Below are 17,069 nucleotides of genomic sequence, written 5' to 3'. Positions count from 1 at the left end.
CGCATGCCCGTTCCCCTGCAACCGCTCCTACACAGCGAATTCGTCCTGCTCCGTGCCCCGATGCAGGCGTGGTCGTCCGCGGACGGCAGCATCGGGGCATGGCCCATCCATGGGATCTATCTCGGCGACGTGCGCGTGGTTTCAGCCCTCAGCGTCGCCTACGGCGGGCAGCCAGGCGAGCACATCGCGGTCGTTCCTCGGGGATCCGACCGGGCCCGTTTCGTCTCTCTGCTTCGACACCTCGACGATGCGGAGGCAGACCCGCGGGTACGCGTCTGCCAGGAGAGGGTGCTCCGGGTCGGCGGTGCAGGCGAGGAGTTCGTCCTCGAGTCGACCCTGAAGACGGATGTGACGACAACCGTCACTGTGTCGCTCGCGGCCGACCTCGCCGCGATGGAAACGGTGAAGATGGGTGGAGCGTCGTCGCCGGTTCCGATTCAGCCCGATGGGCAGTCGGCGACGTGGGAGTCCGGTTCGGTGTCTGTGTCGCTGAGCGCCCCGGATGCGACGCTGACCGTTCGAGGAGACACTCTCGAGATGCGCTGGGACGTCACCATTCCGGCCAAAGGCGGTGTGTCCGTCGGCTGGTCCCTGGAGGCCGCCGATACGTCATCGGTCGTCGCCGGTGCCCCGGCTACGGTCCCGTGGAGCGTCCCGGAGATCACATCCGGCGACGATCGGCTTACCCGGTGGGTGGCGCAGTCGCTCGACGACCTTGACGCTCTCCGTCTCACGACGGGGGAGTCGGCGGGGCAGTTCCTCGCCGCGGGAGCGCCCTGGTTCTTCACGCTTTTCGGCCGTGACTCGATCTGGGCCGCGCGTTTTCTGCTGCCACTCGGCACCGCCGTTGCCGGTGACACCCTCCGGGTCCTTGCCGGGCTGCAGGGTGCTGAGCGGGTGCCCGAAACGGCGGAGCAGCCGGGCAAGATCATGCACGAGCTGCGGCGGGAGGCCCTGTCTCTCGGCGCCGGCGTCACCTTGCCGCCGCTGTACTACGGCACCATCGACGCGACATCCCTGTGGGTGTGCCTGCTCCATGATGCGTGGCGCTGGGGGATGCCTGAGGACGAGGTCCGTTCACTGCTGCCGAATCTCGAGCGGGCGCTCGACTGGATGAGGGACTACGGGGACGCAGACGGCGACGGGCTGCTTGAGTACGTCGACGAAACCGGGCACGGGCTCGCGAACCAGGGTTGGAAAGACTCCGGTGACTCGGTGCAATGGCGTGACGGAACGCTCGCCGAAGGGCCCATTGCCCTCTGCGAAGTCCAGGCATACGCCTACGAGGCGGCGATGCACGGCGCTGACCTGCTCGAACATTTCGGTGTCGGCGAGCCCGCGGCGCGGAGGGCGTGGGCTGCGGACCTGAAAGCGACATTCCACGATGCGTTCTGGGTCTCCGACGCGGTCGGTTCCTATCCCGCTATCGCGCTCGACGCGCACAAGCGCCCGGTCGACACGCTGACCAGCAACATCGGGCATCTGCTCGGGACGGGTCTTCTCGACGCCGACCAGGCCGCCCGGGTGGCGGCGCGGCTCGTGTCCTCCGAGCTCAACTCAGGCTTCGGTTTGCGGACCATGTCGACGGACTCGGCCGGCTACTGGCCGCTCAGCTATCACGGCGGCAGCGTGTGGACCCATGACACCGCGATCGCGATCAGCGGGCTGGTGCGAGAAGGCCGCCACGCGGAGGCCGGCGAACTGATCCGTGGGCTGCTGGCAGCGGCATCCGCGTTCGGATATCGGATGCCGGAACTCTATGCGGGAGATCCGGCTGGTGCCTTCTCACGGCCGGTGCCGTATCCGGCGGCGTGCCGGCCACAAGCCTGGGCGGCGGCGGCCTCGATCGCCGTGCTCGGCGCGAGTCTTGGACTGGAGCACGGGGACGGCGCCTTGTCGGCATCCCCGGGTGCGCTGGGCAGCCCGTTGTCCGTTCGGGGCCTGAGCTTTAGCGGCGAGCCGGTCTCGATCGACGAATCCGGAGCGGTTATCGCGGGCCGGTAGCTCTCGACCGATCGGGGCGACGTTCGCAACTGCGGAGATTCTACGCACGATTGGCGTGACCCCTTGCTTTCTGGTGTCGCACGCCGGAATCTCCGAAGCCACGCACGCTCGCTACGGGGCCTGAGGGTCGCGGACGACGCCGCCAACAGGAGATTTTGTGCATCGTGCACGCTCGACAGGAGAATCGGCCCATTCTCGAGGCATGCTTCCGGTTGACGGTCCGGGGCTACTCCACCTGCGGGGTCGGCGCCGTGCCGACGACCGAGCTCGGGAGCGTGTGGTCGACAGCATTGAGCGGCGGCAGGCTGACCACCGCTTCAATGCCAACGAGGGCACCTGCCCGGCCGAGCGCATGGACCTGCAGCACCGTGATCGCCGTCGGCTGCGAGCCCCACCGTTCGATCGCGGGCCCGAACACCTCGTCGAGCGTCACATCCTTCGAGAAGTAGACGGTCAGCCTGGCGACAGCGGAGGTGTCGGCGCCCACATCGTCCAGGATCGCCTTGACCTGCTCGACCGCCTGGGCCGCCTGCGGGCCTGCGCCTCCGGGCACGATCTCACCCGAAGCATCCACCCCGTTCTGCTCACCGATGAACAGAAGCCGACCCCCGTCGACGAGGGTCGCCTGCGAAAAATAGGGGTTCTTGTGCATGGTCGACGGGTTCACGTGTGTCAGGGTCATGATGCCTCCAGCGCCATCGGTCTCGTCCGAGAATTGTAAGCATTAAGCTCGAGTACATGAGCGAATCGAACGACACCACCAGGCACAGCAAGGATGCCGGCTGGGATGTCGGCGTTCGCAAGACCGTCGCAGCACCGGTGGCCGAGGTCTGGGCCTACCTTCTCGGCGAAGGCCTGCCGATGTGGCTCGGCGAGATCACCGAGCTACCCGCCAAGAAGGGCGTGCGCTACCGCACGAACGACGGCGTCCGCGGCACCATCCGCGGTTTCGAGCAGAAGAAGCACGTCCGCCTCACCTGGCAGCCCGAGGACTGGCCCCACGACACCACACTGCAGCTCAGCGTCACGAAGTCCGCGGCTGGGACGACGATCGAGATCCACCACGAGGACCTCGCCGACCGCGACGAACGTCGCATGATGCTCGGCCACTGGCACCGGGTGGTCGACTCGCTCGTCGCGCACTTCGAGTAGTTAGGCTGGGACGGTGGAAACCGCATCCCTCACCCTCATCGGCAAACCGGGCTGTCATCTCTGTGACGACGCTCGCACGGTCGTCACCCGGGTGATGGTCGAGCTCCAATCCCGACCGGATGCTCCGGCCCTGACGCTCGACGAGATTTCGATCCTCGACGACGCGGCGCTGAACGCCAAGTACGCCGAAGAGATCCCCGTTCTGCTCATCAACGGGCGGGTCCACAACTACTGGCGGATCGATCCGGTTCGCCTGACCACCGCACTTCTGGAGCTGCCATGATCCGCCACATCGTCTGCTGGAAACTCGCCGCAACGGATGCCGCCACCAAGTCCGAACACGCCGCCGAGATCGCCAGGCAGATGAACGAGCTGCCCGCGCTGATCCCCGAGATCCGGGCGCTCCAGGTCGGCAAGAACGTGCTGTTCCCCGAAGTGAACTGGGATGTCGTGCTCGTCGCCGACTTCGACGACGCCGACGCGCTCGAGCGCTACTCGGTGCACCCGGAGCACCAGCGGGTCGGCAAGTACATCGGCCAGGTGCGCGAGGACCGCGTCGCCGTCGACGTCGAGGTCTGACTCGTTCTTTCGCCGACGAATTCACCCGTTCCGGACCGGTTCACTCGTTACGCCGAGTGAATCCGACCGGAACGGGTGTCTTGGCGACCGCGAGTAGCGCGCGAACGGATGCTCCGGCATCCGTCGGTCGATAAGCCCGCGTCCCCGTCGTCACGGTGTGACGGCGCGATCACGAACGGTTTCACTCGCTCCGGACCAAAACACCCGGCGTAACGGGTGCATCCGACCGCAACGGGTGAACTCGCGACCGGGAGCAGCGCGTCAAGAGCGCCTACGGCAGCAGGCGGGTCGGGCCGCGGAACAGGTAGGTGACCTCGCGGATCGACGTCTCGTGCAGCATCAGCATCAGCACACGAGCCAGACCCATGCCGAAGCCGCCATGCGGCGGAACACCGTAGCGGAAGAAGTCGAGGTAGAAGTCGAGTTCCTCCGGGTCGAGGCCCTTCTCCTTCGCCTGCTCGATGAGCACGTCGACGCGGTGTTCACGCTGGGCGCCTGTCGAGATTTCCACTCCGTTGAAGATGAGGTCGTAGCTCTTCGTGATCGACGTGTCGCCGTCGTGGCGCATGTGGTAGAACGGCCGGATGCTCGACGCGTAGTCGGTGAGGAACACGAACTCGTGGCCGAACCTCTCGGCGACATACGCCGAGATCTGCCGTTCGCCCTCGGGGTCCATGTCGTCATCGGCGCGGGGAACCTCATAGCCGCGCTCGGCGACGATGCGCTTGGCTTCGGCCAGCGGGATGCGGGGGAACGGGGTGGACGGAACGGTGACCTCGACGTCGAACAGGGCCTTGATCTCGTCGCCGTGCTTGGCCTTGACGGCGGTGAAGCCAGCGACGATGAGGTCCTCATGCAGCTGCATGACGTCCTCATGCGAGTCGATCCAGCTCACCTCGGAGTCGATGGAGGTGAACTCGGTGGCGTGACGCGAAGTGAACGACGGGTCGGCGCGGAACGCCGGCCCGACCTCGAAAACCTTGCCGAAACCGGCCGGCTGTGCCATTTGCTTGAAGAACTGCGGGCTCTGGGCCAGGTAGGCCTTGGTGTCGAAGTACTCGATCTCGAACAGCTCGGCGCGTGACTCGCTGGCTGATGCCATGAGCTTCGGGGTGTGCAGCTCGATGAAGTCGTTGTCGATCCAGTAGGTGCGGAGCGCGTGCTCGAACGTGGTCTGGATGCGGAAGATGAGGTTCTGCTTCGGGTTCCGCAGGTCGAGGAAGCGCCAGTCCATGCGCTTGTCGAGGCTGGAGTCCGCGGCGATCGGCGTCTCGGGGATCGCCTCACCGACGACGCTGAGCGACTCGATCTTGATCTCGAGCCCGCCGAGTTTGACGCGCTCGTCCTTCTTCAGGGCGCCGGTCACGGTGATGAAGGAACCGTGGGTCAGGGCCGAGATGGACTCGGTGATGGCGAGCTTCGACGCGGATGCCTCGTCCTCGTCGTTCAGTTCGCGAACGGCCGGATTGACCAGCTGCGCGGCGCCGGACTCATCGCGCAGCACGATGAACTGCACCTTCTTCTGGTCGCGGACGGTCTCGACCCATCCGGAGACGGAGACGGGACCCTCGGGAAGGCCGGCCAGGTTCTTGATCAATACGCGTGTGGTCACGAGGGTCAAGCTTACGCGAGCGTTCTTATCTGACGGATTCCTGCGAGAACGAGCGGGCTCGGGCCTCAGGTACTTACCCGAGTTCTACGATACGTAGACTGGGAGGTGTGGTAGCCAGTCAGATCCATCTCGTCCGACACGGCGAGGTGCATAATCCCTTGCGCGTTCTCTACGGACGCCTCCCCGGCTACCGTCTCTCCGAACTCGGCGAGCAGATGGCCGCAGCGGCGGCCGGTGAGCTCGCCGACCGGGGCCGCGACATCACGCGACTGATGGCATCCCCGCTGCAGCGCGCGCAGGAGTCCGCTGTTCCGATATCGGAACGGTTCGGCGTGGCGGTCGAGACCGATGAGCGGATCATCGAACCCACCAACCACTTCGAGGGCACGGTCATGCGCCTCGCTCTGCGGAACCCCGCGAACTGGATCGCGCTGAGGAACCCGAAGAAGCCCAGCTGGGGTGAGCCGTACGTGTCGATCGTGGCTCGCATGCTCGATGCCGTGCGCGACGCCTGGGAGTCGACTCCGTCCGGAGACGTCGTCCTCGTCAGCCACCAGCTGCCGATCTGGATGGTCCACTCCGCGCTCGGACACGGCCAGTTGCCGCACGACCCGCGCGAGCGTCGCTGCGCCCTGTCGAGCATCACGACTTTTGAACACCGTGACGGCGTCTTCGCCGAGGTCAGCTACACCGACCCGGCCGGCGCTCTCGCGGCCGGTGCCACAGACGTGGGGGCGGTATGAGACGACGGATGCGCGTGGTCGCGACCGCCATCGCCGCCGCGCTTCTTCTCACCGGCTGCGCCAGCGACCCGCTCGCTGAGCAGTACAAAGAGGGAAGCAACAAGGGATACATCGCCGGCGACGGATCCGTCACCGAGATCCCCGAGTCGGAGCGCGGCGAGTCGATCAGCTTCGCCGGCACGACCGAGGGCGGCGAGGAAATCTCCTCGGAGGACTTCGCCGGTGAGGTGCTCGTTGTGAACTTCTGGTACGCCGCGTGCGCCCCCTGCCGGGCTGAGGCGCCCGACCTCCAGGAACTCAGCGCCGAGTTCGACGGCAAAGGCGCGCAGTTCATCGGCGTCAACGTCTACGACCAGCCCGACACCGCTCTGTCCTTCAACGAGAGCTACGGCATCACCTACCCGTCGATCATGGACGTGCAGGACGGGGCCGTGAAACTCGCCTTCACTGGAACCGTGCCACCGAAAGCGGTGCCGACCACGATCGTCCTTGACAAGGAGGGCCGGGTCTCGGCCCGCATCCTGGGGCAGTTGCAGGAAGCATCCATTCTCGGCACGCTGATCAGCGACGCGATCGAAGAGTAGAGCGCCGTCATGAATCCGGGTGAGATCGTCATCAACGGGCAGCTTTTCGCAGCCATCCCCATCGCCCTGCTGGCGGGGCTCGTCTCGTTCGCGTCCCCGTGTGTGTTGCCGCTCGTGCCCGGTTACCTGGGTTACGTCAGCGGCATGTCGAACGGCCCTCGCACCAGGCAGGCCCCTGCCCGCTCACGGGTGATGCTCGGGGCGGTGCTGTTCGTGCTCGGCTTCAGCCTCGTCTTCGTGCTGATCGGAGCGTTCGCGGGCACCATCGGCGCTTTCGTCGTGCAGTGGGAGGATGTCATCACTCGCGTGCTCGGCGTCGTGGTGATTGTCATGGGACTCGTTTTCGTCGGCCAGTTCTCCTTCCTGCAGCGCACCGTGAAGTCATCCTTCCGCCCCGCAACCGGGCTCGCGGGCGCACCGATCCTCGGGCTCGTGTTCGCGATCGGCTGGGCGCCCTGCCTCGGCCCGACGCTCATCGCGATCCAGGCGCTCAGCCTCAACTCGGGATCCACCGGACGTGGAGCGCTCCTCGGCCTCGTCTACTGCCTCGGCCTCGGCATCCCGTTCCTCCTTGTCGCTGCCGGCCTGAACTGGGTCACCGGATCCGTTGCATTCCTGAAGCGGCATATCCGCGCGATCAACGTGGCGGGTGGCCTTCTGCTCGTATTCATCGGCGTGCTGATGGTGTCCGGCCTGTGGGGAATGCTCATGTCTCGAGTCGGAGTGCTGATCGACGGTTATGTCACGACCATCTGATTACGTCGATGCGGGGGCGCGCCAGCAGCAGGACCGCCCGAACCAGGACATCGTGCAGCCGAAGCTCGGTTTCGTCGGCACGCTGCGCTTCGTCTGGCGGCAGCTCACGAGCATGCGCACGGCGTTGCTGTTGCTCCTGCTCCTGGCGATCGCCGCTGTGCCCGGGTCGCTCGTGCCGCAGCGCAGCTCGGACCCGAACGGCGTCATCCAGTACTTCGATGACAACCCCGACCTCGCGCCGATGCTCGACAGCATCCAGATGTTCGACGTTTACGGGTCGGTCTGGTTCTCGAGCATCTACCTGCTGCTGTTCATCTCGCTGATCGGATGCGTGGTTCCGCGCACCAAGCACCACTTCCAGGCGATGCGGTCACGGCCACCGCGCACCCCCGCCCGGCTTCAGCGTCTCGCCGCGCACACCGAGGTCACCCTCGAGGGCGGCAACGCCGGCACCGCGATCGAGTCGGCGCACGCGCTGCTCAAGAAGTCCGGCTACCGGACCGAGCTCTACCAGGGCCGGAACGGAGACGTGTCGGTCTCGGCCGAGCGCGGGTATCTCCGTGAGACCGGCAACCTGGTCTTCCACTCCGCGCTCGTCGGCATGCTGCTCACCGTCGCGATCGGCGGCGGGCTCGGCTACGCCGGCCAGCGGGTCATCGTCGAGGGGCAGACCTTCGTCAACACCCTGCTCGACTACAACTCGTTCAACCCGGGGCGGTTCTACAACCCGGACGACCTCGCCCCATACTCCCTGTCGCTCGACACCTTCGATGTGACCTACGAGCAGGAGAACCTCGACGCCTACGGCCAGCCCATCGACTTCACGGCCCATGTCACCACACGGTTGCCGAACGGCGACACCGAGGAACGGGCCATCAAAGTGAACGATCCGCTTCGGTTCGAGGGCACCGACGTCTACCTCCTCGGCAACGGCTACGCGCCGAAGATCACCGTCCGCGACCCGGACGGCACCGTGGTCTGGACGGACTCCGTCCCCTTCCTCCCACAAGACGGCAACCTGACCTCCCTCGGCGTTCTCAAGATCCCGGACGGCCTCGAAGAGCAGATCGGCATGATCGGCTTCCTCTACCCGACCGCGTACGAGCTGGAGACCGGCGCATACGCTTCCACCTATCCCGACCTCGTCTTCCCGGTACTCACCCTCAACGTGTACTCAGGCGACCTCGGCATCAATGACGGCGCCCCGAAATCGGTGTACGAGCTCAACGTCGACGACATGACGCAGCTGACCGGCGGCGATACCGGTGTGGATTCGATCGAACTCATGCCGGGGCAGAGCCAGGAACTGCCGGGCGGTCGAGGCTCGATCACGTTCGAGAACGCGAACCCGGATGCCGCGGCAGTAGCAGACGAGGCCGCCACGACCGCCGACTTCACCGGCTCCGTCGCTCGTTTCGCTTCCTTCGATGTGCACCGCGATCCGACCCAGGGCTGGGTGCTCACTTTCGCGATCCTCATCCTCGGCGGACTGCTGACCTCGCTGTTCGTCCCACGCCGGCGGGTGTGGATCAAAGCGACAGACAACACGGACGGCACAGTCCGGGTCGAATACGCTGGACTGGCCCGTGGTGAGGATCCCGGGCTGGGTGAAGCGGTCGACGCCCTCGCCTACCGTCACGGCACCGCCCTCGGCCTGCAGCGATGAGCACGCGCGCCTCGATTGTGCTCGCGCTCGGGATCGACCTGGCGGCGACGCTGGTGTTCGTCCTGGTTGGGCGCGGCACCCATGACGCGGACGCGACCATCCTCGGACTGTTCACCACCTGGTGGCCGTTCGCCGCGGCGCTCGCGGTCGGCTGGCTGGCGACCGTCGCGTGGAAGCGACCGTTCGGCATCCTGTGGCCTGGCGTCGGCATCTGGCTGGTCACCCTCGTCGGCGGGATGCTGCTCCGCGCGGCATCCGGGCAGGGAACCGCCGTACCGTTTCTGATCGTCGCGACGATCGCTCTCGCGGTGCTGCTTCTCGGGTGGCGTGCCGCCTTCGCCGCCGTATCGCGCCGCTCCCGGGCGGCATCCGCAGAAGTTCCCCGCAAAACCGAGAGGTACCCCTAGATCGTGGATCTGAACGAACTTTCCGTGCTGTCCCTGTGGTCGGCCATGGCGATGTACATGCTCGCCTTCATCGCGTTCGCGCTCGACCTTGCCCGTCGGTCAGCCGACGTGACGGCTGCAGCCAGCCAGGCGGCATCCGACAAGGCAGCGGCCGGTCAGGCGGCAACCGCATCGTCGTCGCTGGAAACAGCCGAGAGTCGCGGCTCAACCGGTCGCCCGGTGGCCACGCTCACCCGCACGGACACCGACGCCCCGCAGGTCCAGGCCCGGCAGTCGCCGGTGCTCCGCGTCGCCCTCGCGCTGACCGTTCTCGGTTTCCTGCTGCACCTCACCGCCGTGGTCACTCGCGGTGTCGCCGCAGGCCGGGTGCCATGGGCGAACATGTACGAGTTCGGGCTCACCGGCACGCTGCTCATCATCGCCGTCTACCTCGTCGTGCTGCTGAGGATCGACCTGCGGTTCCTCGGCACGTTCATCACCGGGCTGGTCCTGGTGCTGCTCGGCATCGCGGCGGTCGACTTCTACGTCGAGATCGTTCCGCTGCCGCCGGCACTGCAGTCGGCCTGGCTCGTGATCCACGTCTTCGTGGCATCGGCCGGTACCGCGTTCTTCGCGCTCGGCTTCGCCCTGTCGGTGCTGCAACTCGTGCAGCACCGTCGAGAGGTCGGCGGTGCGGACCTCACCAGGCTGAAACTGAAGTTCCTCGCGACGTTGCCGACGGCGGAGCGTCTCGAGAACCTTGCCTACCGCACGAACATCGTCGGGTTCATCCTCTGGACGTTCACGCTCATCGCCGGCGCCATCTGGGCCGAGCGGGCGTGGGGGCGCTATTGGGGCTGGGACACCAAAGAGGTGTGGACCTTCATCATCTGGGTGATCTACGCCGGATACATTCACGCTCGGGCGACGCGCGGCTGGCGCGGGTCCCGGTCGGCGTGGCTGGCGATCATCGGATTCCTGGCCGTGATGTTCAACTTCTCGGTGGTCAACCTGTTCTTCAAGGGCCTGCACGCCTACTCGGGCCTGTAGCCCGCCGGTCACCTATTCACGCGTTCCGGACGTACTCACGCGGCACACCGGGTGAGTGGGCCCGGAACGGGTGAGTTGGCGCGTCAGAGCAGCGCGTGACAGCGGCGCAGACGGTCCAGCCACCACTCGCGACGCTCAGCGGATGCCGCGTAGCCGTCAAGCAGGCGCGGCGAGGGGATGACCCGGCGCACGTCGATCGAGCCGTTCACAGCCTGCAGCGGGTCGTCCGTCACGTCGGCAGACAACAGCGAGGCGGTACCAAGCCCGCAGTCGTACTCGAGCTCGGGCACCGCCGCCGCGAGCCAGGCCCCCATCGACAGGCCGACCGACGTGTCGAGCGCACTTGACACAACCACCGGGAGCCCCGCCTCCGCGATGATGTCGAGCGACCGGCGGATGCCGCCAAGCGGCTGCGCCTTGAGCACCAGGATGTCGGCGGCACCTGCCTGGGCGACGGTGAGTGGATCGGCGGCCTTGCGCACGCTTTCGTCTGCGGCGATCGGCACGCCCATGTACTTGGTGCGGCGGCGGATCTCGACGAGCTCCGGCACCGTTTCGCACGGCTGCTCGACATACTCGAGATCGAACTCCGCCAGGGCATGGATGGCGTGCTCCGCCTCGTCGACGTTCCAGCCACCGTTCGCGTCGACGCGGATCCGGCCCTCGGGTCCCATCTGCTCGCGCACCGCCCGCACCCGGGAAATGTCCTCGATGAGTGTCTGTCCTCGTTCAGCGACCTTGACCTTCGCGGTGCGGCATCCGTCGAATCGCTTCAGCACGCCCGCGACCCGGTCGACATGGACGGCAGGCACGGTCGCATTGACCGGGATGCTGCGGCGCAACGGCGCAGGCAGCTCACCCCACGCGAACTCCACGGCCGCCCGCAGCCAGGTGGCGCTTTCGGCATCGTCATATTCCACGAAAGGCGAGAACTCGGCCCAGCCGTTCTCACCCTCGAGGAGCAGCGCCTCCCGCTCCTCGATGCCGCGGAACCGCGTCGCGAGCGGAAGGGCCACCACGCGCGCCGACGCGAGCAAGTCGGAGAGGTCCGGCACTGTCCGGTTGAGCGGCGGGAAGTCTGACATGACTTCATTCTGCCGTGCCCAGCGCGGAACCGGCCCATCCCCCGCGCGAAGCGCATCTTCGACAGGGGAAGTCCCGTAAAAAGCGACGATTTCTCCTGTTCACCGTGCCATTCGCCCGGAATGTCCTGTTCGCCGGCGGAGCGAGCCGGAGCGACATCCGCACCTTAGGCTGAATTCATGACCGTGTCTGAGATCTTTGACCAAAGCGAGTGGGCAGAGGTGGCCGGGATCGGGCCTCTGACCGACATCACCTACCACCACGACATCACGGGCCGAATCGCCCGGGTCGCGTTCAACCGGCCGGAGGTCCGCAACGCCTTTCGCCCGCACACGGTCGACGAGTTGTACCGCGCCCTCGAGGACGCTCGAACGAATCCCCGTATCGGCGTCGTCCTGCTCACCGGCAACGGGCCAAGCCCGAAGGACGGCGGCTGGGCGTTCTGCTCAGGCGGCGACCAGCGCATCCGCGGGCGTGACGGCTACCAGTACTCCGCAAGCGAGGAAGCCTCCGGGGTCGACACCGCCCGCAGCGGACGCCTGCACATCCTCGAGGTGCAGCGGCTGATCCGGTTCATGCCGAAGGTCGTCATCGCGGTCGTTCCGGGATGGGCGGCCGGCGGTGGCCACTCGCTGCACGTCGTCTGCGACCTGACCATTGCCAGCCGGGAGCACGGCAAGTTCAAGCAGACGGATGCCGACGTCGGCTCCTTCGACGCCGGTTACGGCAGTGCGTACTTCGCCCGGCAGATCGGGCAGAAGTTCGCCCGCGAGGTCTTCTTCCTCGCTGAGGAGTACTCCGCGCAGCGGGCCTACGAAATGGGTGCCGTGAACGCCGTCGTGCCGCACGCGGAACTTGAGTCGACCGCGCTGGACTGGGCGCGCACCATCCTGACCAAGTCGCCGACCGCCATCCGCATGCTCAAATTCGCCTTCAACGCCGTCGACGACGGGCTGATGGGCCAGCAGGTCTTCGCGGGGGAGGCGACCCGCCTTGCCTACGGCACCGATGAGGCGGTCGAAGGGCGTGACTCGTTCCTCGAGAAGCGCGCGCCGGACTGGTCACCGTACCCCTGGCAGTTCTGAGCTGACCGAAGCACAGCCGTGACCGGTACCCCGTGACGCCGTAATTGGGGGTCAGTCGAATGCCGGGCTGATGCCAGTATTGGCCGGTGTCCACAGATGACCTCCCCGCGGCGGTGCAGCCGGCCGACGACGTCGTTCTGACGTTCCTCGGAACAGACGCCGGTTTCCGCGACCGGCTGGAAGCGTCACTGATGCGACGTCAGATTCCCGCCGTCCTGCTCGAGGACGTCGACCGCGGTGGCTTCCGTCCGGTTCTCGTCCGGATGCTCGGGGACGAGGAGGGGCGACCGTTGCGGTGGGCGACCCGAGCCCCTGGCGAACATGGACTTGAGCCGCTCGAATGGACCAGCCTCATCGTCGATCTGAGTACTGAACTCGACAGCGTCGTAGCCGCGGACGCCGGCATCTTCGGGGGAGCCGCCGGTTATCCCTGGGACGATGACGATGACAACGACGACGATCGGGATGCGGACACCGATCTGGCCGCCGAGATTGCGGCGTTCGACGCCGCCTTCGCTTTGAGTTCGTTCACCTGGTACACGCCGGGGAACACGGACATCGTGAGCGTCCTCGCTCGACGAGCGGGTGAGGCCTTCGTGGTAAGTCCCGCCGGCGCGGGGTACGTGGCGGAGCCGACGGAATCGCCGGACGCGGTCTTCAACGCCGGCACCTGGGCCGCCACGGGCGGACTGTTCCTGGCACGATCCGCCGGGCGGCGAGGCGCAGGGTTCTACTCCCCGCGGGACCCCGTCGTCGTGCACTGGTGGGACGAGACCTGGATTCCGGTCGACCCATCACGCCCATGGGAGATGGACGGTGAAGGGCAGCACGTTCGGGACTACCTCGATCTGCTCCTGCCCGAAGCGGAACCGGCGCCGTGGACCGAAAACTTCAATCCGGGCGACGAACACGCTGAGGAACTCCGTATCCTGTTGCGCGCCGCCCGAAGCGACGAGTCGACTTTCGACCGGCTGGTCAGCGCGGTCGGGCTTCCGCCACTCCTCGCCGCCGTCGGGTCTGGGCGTGTTCACCTGCGCGACGTCGACGGGGCCGAGACGATCGAGCCGAGCTCGCTGTGGCGGGCGATGAAGAACCTGGCGCGAGACGAATGGCAGCGACCGGTCAACTATCCCGCCTGGGCGAGTTTTCTCGCCACCTGGCCGGATCATCGGCGACGACGATCCGCCCCGTACCTCGCGTACATGACCGTGGGTTTCATCGCCCTCGCCGCTCCCATAGGCGCTGATCTCACGTTCGGTGAGCAGGGCGGGGCGCTGTGGTGGAACCTCGCAGGGCTGGCGCTTCTCGTCATCGATGTATGTCGACCGCGGGGCAGAACCGATCCGCAGCCCGCGGCGGACGACGGCAACCCTTCAGCGGAAGCGCCGCTCTGACGCGTCGTTTTCGAGGGACGCACAACGTCGACCAAGACGGACGGTCCTGTAGGCGAGCCCCCGCCTACACTGAGAGCATGACGCGGATGCTCGTTCGGGTGCCGGCGACGAGGCCACTTGACCTCATGGTCGAGTTGCGTCGTGCCCTCGACCTCTCCGGGCCGGCCGTTACCCCCGTGCCGGAGGAACCCGACGCCGTCGAAGCCGGGGAAGTTCCGCAGCCCGTCGGCGTCGTCATTGAGACGTCAGGATCGACCGGCATCCCCAAGAGGGTCGCCCTCACCTGCAACGCACTTCTCGCGAGTGCCGCGGCCAGCGCCACGGTCCTCGACGGGCAGGGGCAGTGGCTGCTCGCGCTTCCCGCCCATTACATCGCCGGACTGCAGGTGCTCGTGCGATCCATCGCCGCGGGCACCGTGCCCGTCGTGCTCCCCGCTGGGCGGTTCGAGCCAGCCGCGTTCGTCGAGGCATCGCGAAAGCTCAGCGGCGAACGGCACTACACGTCGCTCGTTCCGCTGCAACTCGCCAGGCTGCTCGAGAGCCGTGCCGGACTGATGGCGCTCCGCCGTTTCGACGGCATCCTCGTCGGCGGGCAGGCGACCCCGCCGCAACTGCTCCGGCGAACCGAGCAGCTGGGTTTGCCGATCTTCCGAACCTACGGGTCAAGCGAAACCGCCGGCGGGTGCGTCTACAACGGTGTTCCCCTGCCCGGAGTCCACGTCCGGATCGTCGACGGCCAGGTCGAACTCGCCGGGCCGATGCTCGCCGAAGGTTACCTCGGTGACGAGGAGCTCACCACCCGGACCTTCACCGTCGCCGAGGGCCACCGCTGGTATCGCACCGGTGACCTGGGTGAGTTCGACGACGGCGTCCTCCGTGTCACGGGGCGAGCCGACAACGTGATCATCTCGGGCGGCGTGAACGTCTCACTGGACCGGGTCGAGCATGTGGTCCGCGGCCTGCCCGACCTGACCGAGTCGGTGGTCGTTGCCGCCCCGCACCGGTACTGGGGTGAGGTTCCCGTCGTTGTGACGACCGGAGGGCATCCGTCGCTCTCTGAAATAGCGGATGCTGTCGCGGACGCCCTGGGGAAGCCGGCGCGCCCAGCCCACATCGTGCGCCTCGACGAACTGCCGCTGCTGCCGTCGGGCAAACCCGACCGGCTCGCGATCGTCGCCATCGTCGCGGTCGCTCTTCAGGGCGAGGCGGTTGGGGACGACGTTCCCGCTGTCGCGCCGGGGGATGCTTCCGCCTGAACACAGGAAGACGGCCGGGGCGAAACCCCGGCCGCCGCCACCCGTGGCCATCAGGCGTCCACGGACTTCTGCCCTTCCTTCACGGTGAGGGCGTCCTGCTCGTTTCCTGCCGCGACCTCGATCTTGCGTGGCTTCGCTCGTTCGCTGACCGGGATGGTGACGCTGAGCACGCCGTTGGTGTAGTTGGCAGCGATCTTCTCGACGTCAATTCCCTGCCCGAGGTTCAGCTGGCGGAGGAACGAGCCGGCCATTCGCTCGCGTGCGATCCACTTGGCTCCCTCTGCTGCCCCGAGCGTGCGCTCCGCGCGGATCGTGAGCAACTGGCCGTCCACGTCGATGTCGACCGACCCGGGGTCGATGCCGGGCAGGTCCGCAGCAAGCACATAGTGGTCGCCTTCGCGGTACAGGTCCATCGGCATCAGTCGCGGGCCCTGCCGGGTGCCCAGAATCGTCTCTGTCATGCGGTCGAGTTCACGGAAGGGGTCGAAGTTCAGTGCCATCTGAATTTTGTCCTCTCTGTTCGTTGTCTCTGTGCTGTTTGAGAGTTGAGCCTATGTGACTCAACTTCTGAAAATCATATTAATCCGCGGCTCGAAAATGTCCAGCCCGTCGTGTTTGCCCTGAGCGAACAGGGAGAGTGGACGGCCCGGTAAACTTCCTAGCAAACAGAGGGAGGTTGCCCGGTGGCAGCTAAATCACAACGACTCACGCCCCCGCAGCGGCCGAAAGCTGCGCGACCGGTTGGCCGGGGCTCGAGCGGAAACCCCGCGGCGAAACGGTACGAGAAGATCCGTCCGGCCACCTTCGGGGACTGGGTCGCCGGCGCCCGCATCTTCACCCTCTCGATGTCGGTCTCCCCGGTCCTTGTCGGCACCGGAGCGGCGGCTGTCGCCAACGACCCTGGCGAGTATCACTGGGTCCGGGCACTGCTCTGCCTCGCGGTCGCGGTCTGCCTGCAGATCGGCGTCAACTACGCGAACGACTATTCCGACGGCATCCGCGGCACCGACGAGCACCGGGTCGGCCCGTTCCGACTCGTCGGCAGCGGCAAGGCGCGCCCGAAGACCGTCCTCATCGTCGCTCTGAGCTTCTTCGCCCTCGCGGCGCTCGCCGGGCTCATCCTGACCGTGATCACCGGGCTGTGGTGGCTCCTCGCCGTCGGCGCCGCCGCGATCCTGGCCGGCTGGTTCTACACCGGCGGCCGCAGGCCATACGGCTACAACGCGCTCGGCGAGCTGTTCGTCTTCGTGTTCTTCGGCCTGGTCGCCACGCTCGGAACGGCGTACGTCCAGTCGTTCACCCTCAACCAGGAAGCCTGGCTCGGGGCGGTCGGCGTCGGACTCATTTCGGTTGCCACACTGATCGTCAACAACATCCGCGACATCGCCCAGGACAGGGAAGCCGGAAAGCGGACGCTCACTGTCCTGCTCGGTGACACCGCCAGCCGGGTGCTCTACATCGTCTGCGTGCTGGTGCCCTTCGGCATCGCCGTCTGGCTCGCCGTGTTCTATCCCGTGGCCTGGTTCGCGCTGTTCGGCCTGCTCGCCGCTCTGCCCGCCGCCCTCATCGTGGCGACGGCGCGGACGGCACGCGAGTTCGTGCTCGCACTCAAGCTGACCGGTCTCGTCCAGCTCCTCTTCGGTGCAGCACTGCTGTGGGCGTTCTGGAAGTAGGTCAGCGCTTGCGGGTCGCGGTGTCGGATGCCGCGGCATCCGACAC

18 protein-coding genes are annotated in these 17,069 nt (G+C 66.7%); 14 read left to right on the top strand and 4 right to left on the bottom strand.

The features are described from left to right. Nucleotides 1-3 precede the first annotated feature (3 nt). Nucleotides 4-2,004 carry a glycogen debranching N-terminal domain-containing protein gene (locus ACLQ62_RS08935; RefSeq protein ID WP_411721292.1) on the top strand — a complete coding sequence of 667 codons (2,001 nt, stop codon included), beginning with the start codon at nucleotides 4-6 and terminating at the stop codon, nucleotides 2,002-2,004. Nucleotides 2,005-2,230: 226 nt separating this feature from the next. Here the strand turns inward: ACLQ62_RS08935 and ACLQ62_RS08930 are convergent, their stop codons facing one another. Then, a complete protein-coding gene (locus ACLQ62_RS08930; RefSeq protein ID WP_411721291.1) occupies nucleotides 2,231-2,686 on the bottom strand; it encodes a RidA family protein in 456 nt (151 codons plus the stop codon). Between the two features lie 56 nt (nucleotides 2,687-2,742). Between ACLQ62_RS08930 and ACLQ62_RS08925 the strand changes: the two genes are divergently transcribed. From ACLQ62_RS08925 to ACLQ62_RS08915, 3 genes are read left to right on the top strand one after another with little or no spacing between them, the layout of a single operon-like run. Continuing rightward, a complete protein-coding gene (locus ACLQ62_RS08925; protein ID WP_411721290.1) occupies nucleotides 2,743-3,156 on the top strand; it encodes an SRPBCC domain-containing protein in 414 nt (137 codons plus the stop codon). A 13-nt stretch (nucleotides 3,157-3,169) separates the two neighbouring features. Continuing rightward, complete coding sequence (locus ACLQ62_RS08920; RefSeq protein WP_411721289.1) at nucleotides 3,170-3,439, top strand: glutaredoxin family protein; 270 nt, start codon at nucleotides 3,170-3,172, stop codon at nucleotides 3,437-3,439. Next, on the top strand, nucleotides 3,436-3,735 hold the full coding sequence (locus ACLQ62_RS08915) for a Dabb family protein (protein WP_411721288.1): 300 nt from the start codon (nucleotides 3,436-3,438) through the stop codon (nucleotides 3,733-3,735). Before ACLQ62_RS08920 ends, ACLQ62_RS08915 begins: the two co-directional genes overlap by 4 nt. Before the next feature lie 271 nt (nucleotides 3,736-4,006). Here ACLQ62_RS08915 and aspS read toward each other — a convergent pair whose 3' ends face one another. Next, complete coding sequence (aspS, locus tag ACLQ62_RS08910) at nucleotides 4,007-5,332, bottom strand: aspartate--tRNA(Asn) ligase (RefSeq protein WP_411721305.1); 1,326 nt, start codon at nucleotides 5,330-5,332, stop codon at nucleotides 4,007-4,009. Between the two features lie 122 nt (nucleotides 5,333-5,454). On the opposite strand from aspS, the gene ACLQ62_RS08905 reads away from it, so the two are divergent. From ACLQ62_RS08905 to ccsB, 6 genes are read left to right on the top strand one after another with little or no spacing between them, the layout of a single operon-like run. Further along, nucleotides 5,455-6,090, top strand: coding sequence for a histidine phosphatase family protein (locus tag ACLQ62_RS08905; RefSeq protein WP_411721287.1), 636 nt, complete (start codon nucleotides 5,455-5,457; stop codon nucleotides 6,088-6,090). A gap of 8 nt (nucleotides 6,091-6,098) precedes the next feature. After that, the gene (locus ACLQ62_RS08900; RefSeq protein ID WP_411721304.1) at nucleotides 6,099-6,674 is read left to right on the top strand and encodes a TlpA family protein disulfide reductase; all 576 of its coding nucleotides are present in this window, start codon (nucleotides 6,099-6,101) and stop codon (nucleotides 6,672-6,674) included. A gap of 9 nt (nucleotides 6,675-6,683) precedes the next feature. Next, the gene (locus ACLQ62_RS08895) at nucleotides 6,684-7,430 is read left to right on the top strand and encodes a cytochrome c biogenesis CcdA family protein (protein WP_411721286.1); all 747 of its coding nucleotides are present in this window, start codon (nucleotides 6,684-6,686) and stop codon (nucleotides 7,428-7,430) included. Beyond that, a complete protein-coding gene (locus ACLQ62_RS08890) occupies nucleotides 7,414-9,096 on the top strand; it encodes a cytochrome c biogenesis protein ResB (protein WP_411721285.1) in 1,683 nt (560 codons plus the stop codon). The genes ACLQ62_RS08895 and ACLQ62_RS08890 overlap by 17 nt, the downstream gene beginning before the upstream one ends. Continuing rightward, complete coding sequence (locus ACLQ62_RS08885; protein WP_411721284.1) at nucleotides 9,093-9,503, top strand: DUF3054 domain-containing protein; 411 nt, start codon at nucleotides 9,093-9,095, stop codon at nucleotides 9,501-9,503. Before ACLQ62_RS08890 ends, ACLQ62_RS08885 begins: the two co-directional genes overlap by 4 nt. A gap of 45 nt (nucleotides 9,504-9,548) precedes the next feature. Beyond that, nucleotides 9,549-10,532: a c-type cytochrome biogenesis protein CcsB gene (gene ccsB / locus ACLQ62_RS08880; RefSeq protein ID WP_411721303.1), complete on the top strand. Its 984-nt coding sequence runs from the start codon at nucleotides 9,549-9,551 to the stop codon at nucleotides 10,530-10,532. A gap of 83 nt (nucleotides 10,533-10,615) precedes the next feature. Here ccsB and ACLQ62_RS08875 read toward each other — a convergent pair whose 3' ends face one another. After that, nucleotides 10,616-11,617 (bottom strand): o-succinylbenzoate synthase, encoded by a 1,002-nt coding sequence (locus ACLQ62_RS08875; protein ID WP_411721283.1) that lies wholly within the window; start codon nucleotides 11,615-11,617, stop codon nucleotides 10,616-10,618. A gap of 177 nt (nucleotides 11,618-11,794) precedes the next feature. Here ACLQ62_RS08875 and ACLQ62_RS08870 point away from each other — a divergent pair, with 177 nt between their 5' ends. From ACLQ62_RS08870 to ACLQ62_RS08860, 3 genes are all read left to right on the top strand, one after another. Then, nucleotides 11,795-12,700 (top strand): 1,4-dihydroxy-2-naphthoyl-CoA synthase, encoded by a 906-nt coding sequence (locus ACLQ62_RS08870; protein WP_411721282.1) that lies wholly within the window; start codon nucleotides 11,795-11,797, stop codon nucleotides 12,698-12,700. An 86-nt stretch (nucleotides 12,701-12,786) separates the two neighbouring features. Next, the gene (locus ACLQ62_RS08865; protein WP_411721281.1) at nucleotides 12,787-14,094 is read left to right on the top strand and encodes a hypothetical protein; all 1,308 of its coding nucleotides are present in this window, start codon (nucleotides 12,787-12,789) and stop codon (nucleotides 14,092-14,094) included. Nucleotides 14,095-14,171: 77 nt separating this feature from the next. Then, the gene (locus ACLQ62_RS08860) at nucleotides 14,172-15,350 is read left to right on the top strand and encodes an AMP-binding protein (RefSeq protein WP_411721280.1); all 1,179 of its coding nucleotides are present in this window, start codon (nucleotides 14,172-14,174) and stop codon (nucleotides 15,348-15,350) included. Nucleotides 15,351-15,400: 50 nt separating this feature from the next. Here ACLQ62_RS08860 and ACLQ62_RS08855 read toward each other — a convergent pair whose 3' ends face one another. Beyond that, nucleotides 15,401-15,850, bottom strand: a complete 450-nt coding sequence (locus tag ACLQ62_RS08855) for an Hsp20/alpha crystallin family protein (RefSeq protein WP_411721279.1) — start codon at nucleotides 15,848-15,850, stop codon at nucleotides 15,401-15,403. 183 nt (nucleotides 15,851-16,033) lie between these two features. Between ACLQ62_RS08855 and ACLQ62_RS08850 the strand changes: the two genes are divergently transcribed. Further along, nucleotides 16,034-17,023 (top strand): 1,4-dihydroxy-2-naphthoate polyprenyltransferase, encoded by a 990-nt coding sequence (locus ACLQ62_RS08850; RefSeq protein WP_411721278.1) that lies wholly within the window; start codon nucleotides 16,034-16,036, stop codon nucleotides 17,021-17,023. Nucleotides 17,024-17,069: the final 46 nt, after the last annotated feature.

This window comes from Mycetocola sp., from assembly GCF_046716805.1.
GTDB lineage: Bacteria > Actinomycetota > Actinomycetes > Actinomycetales > Microbacteriaceae > Mycetocola_A.
The sequence above is the reverse complement of the archived record's forward strand: the minus strand, read 5'-3'. Positions and strand labels throughout refer to the sequence as shown.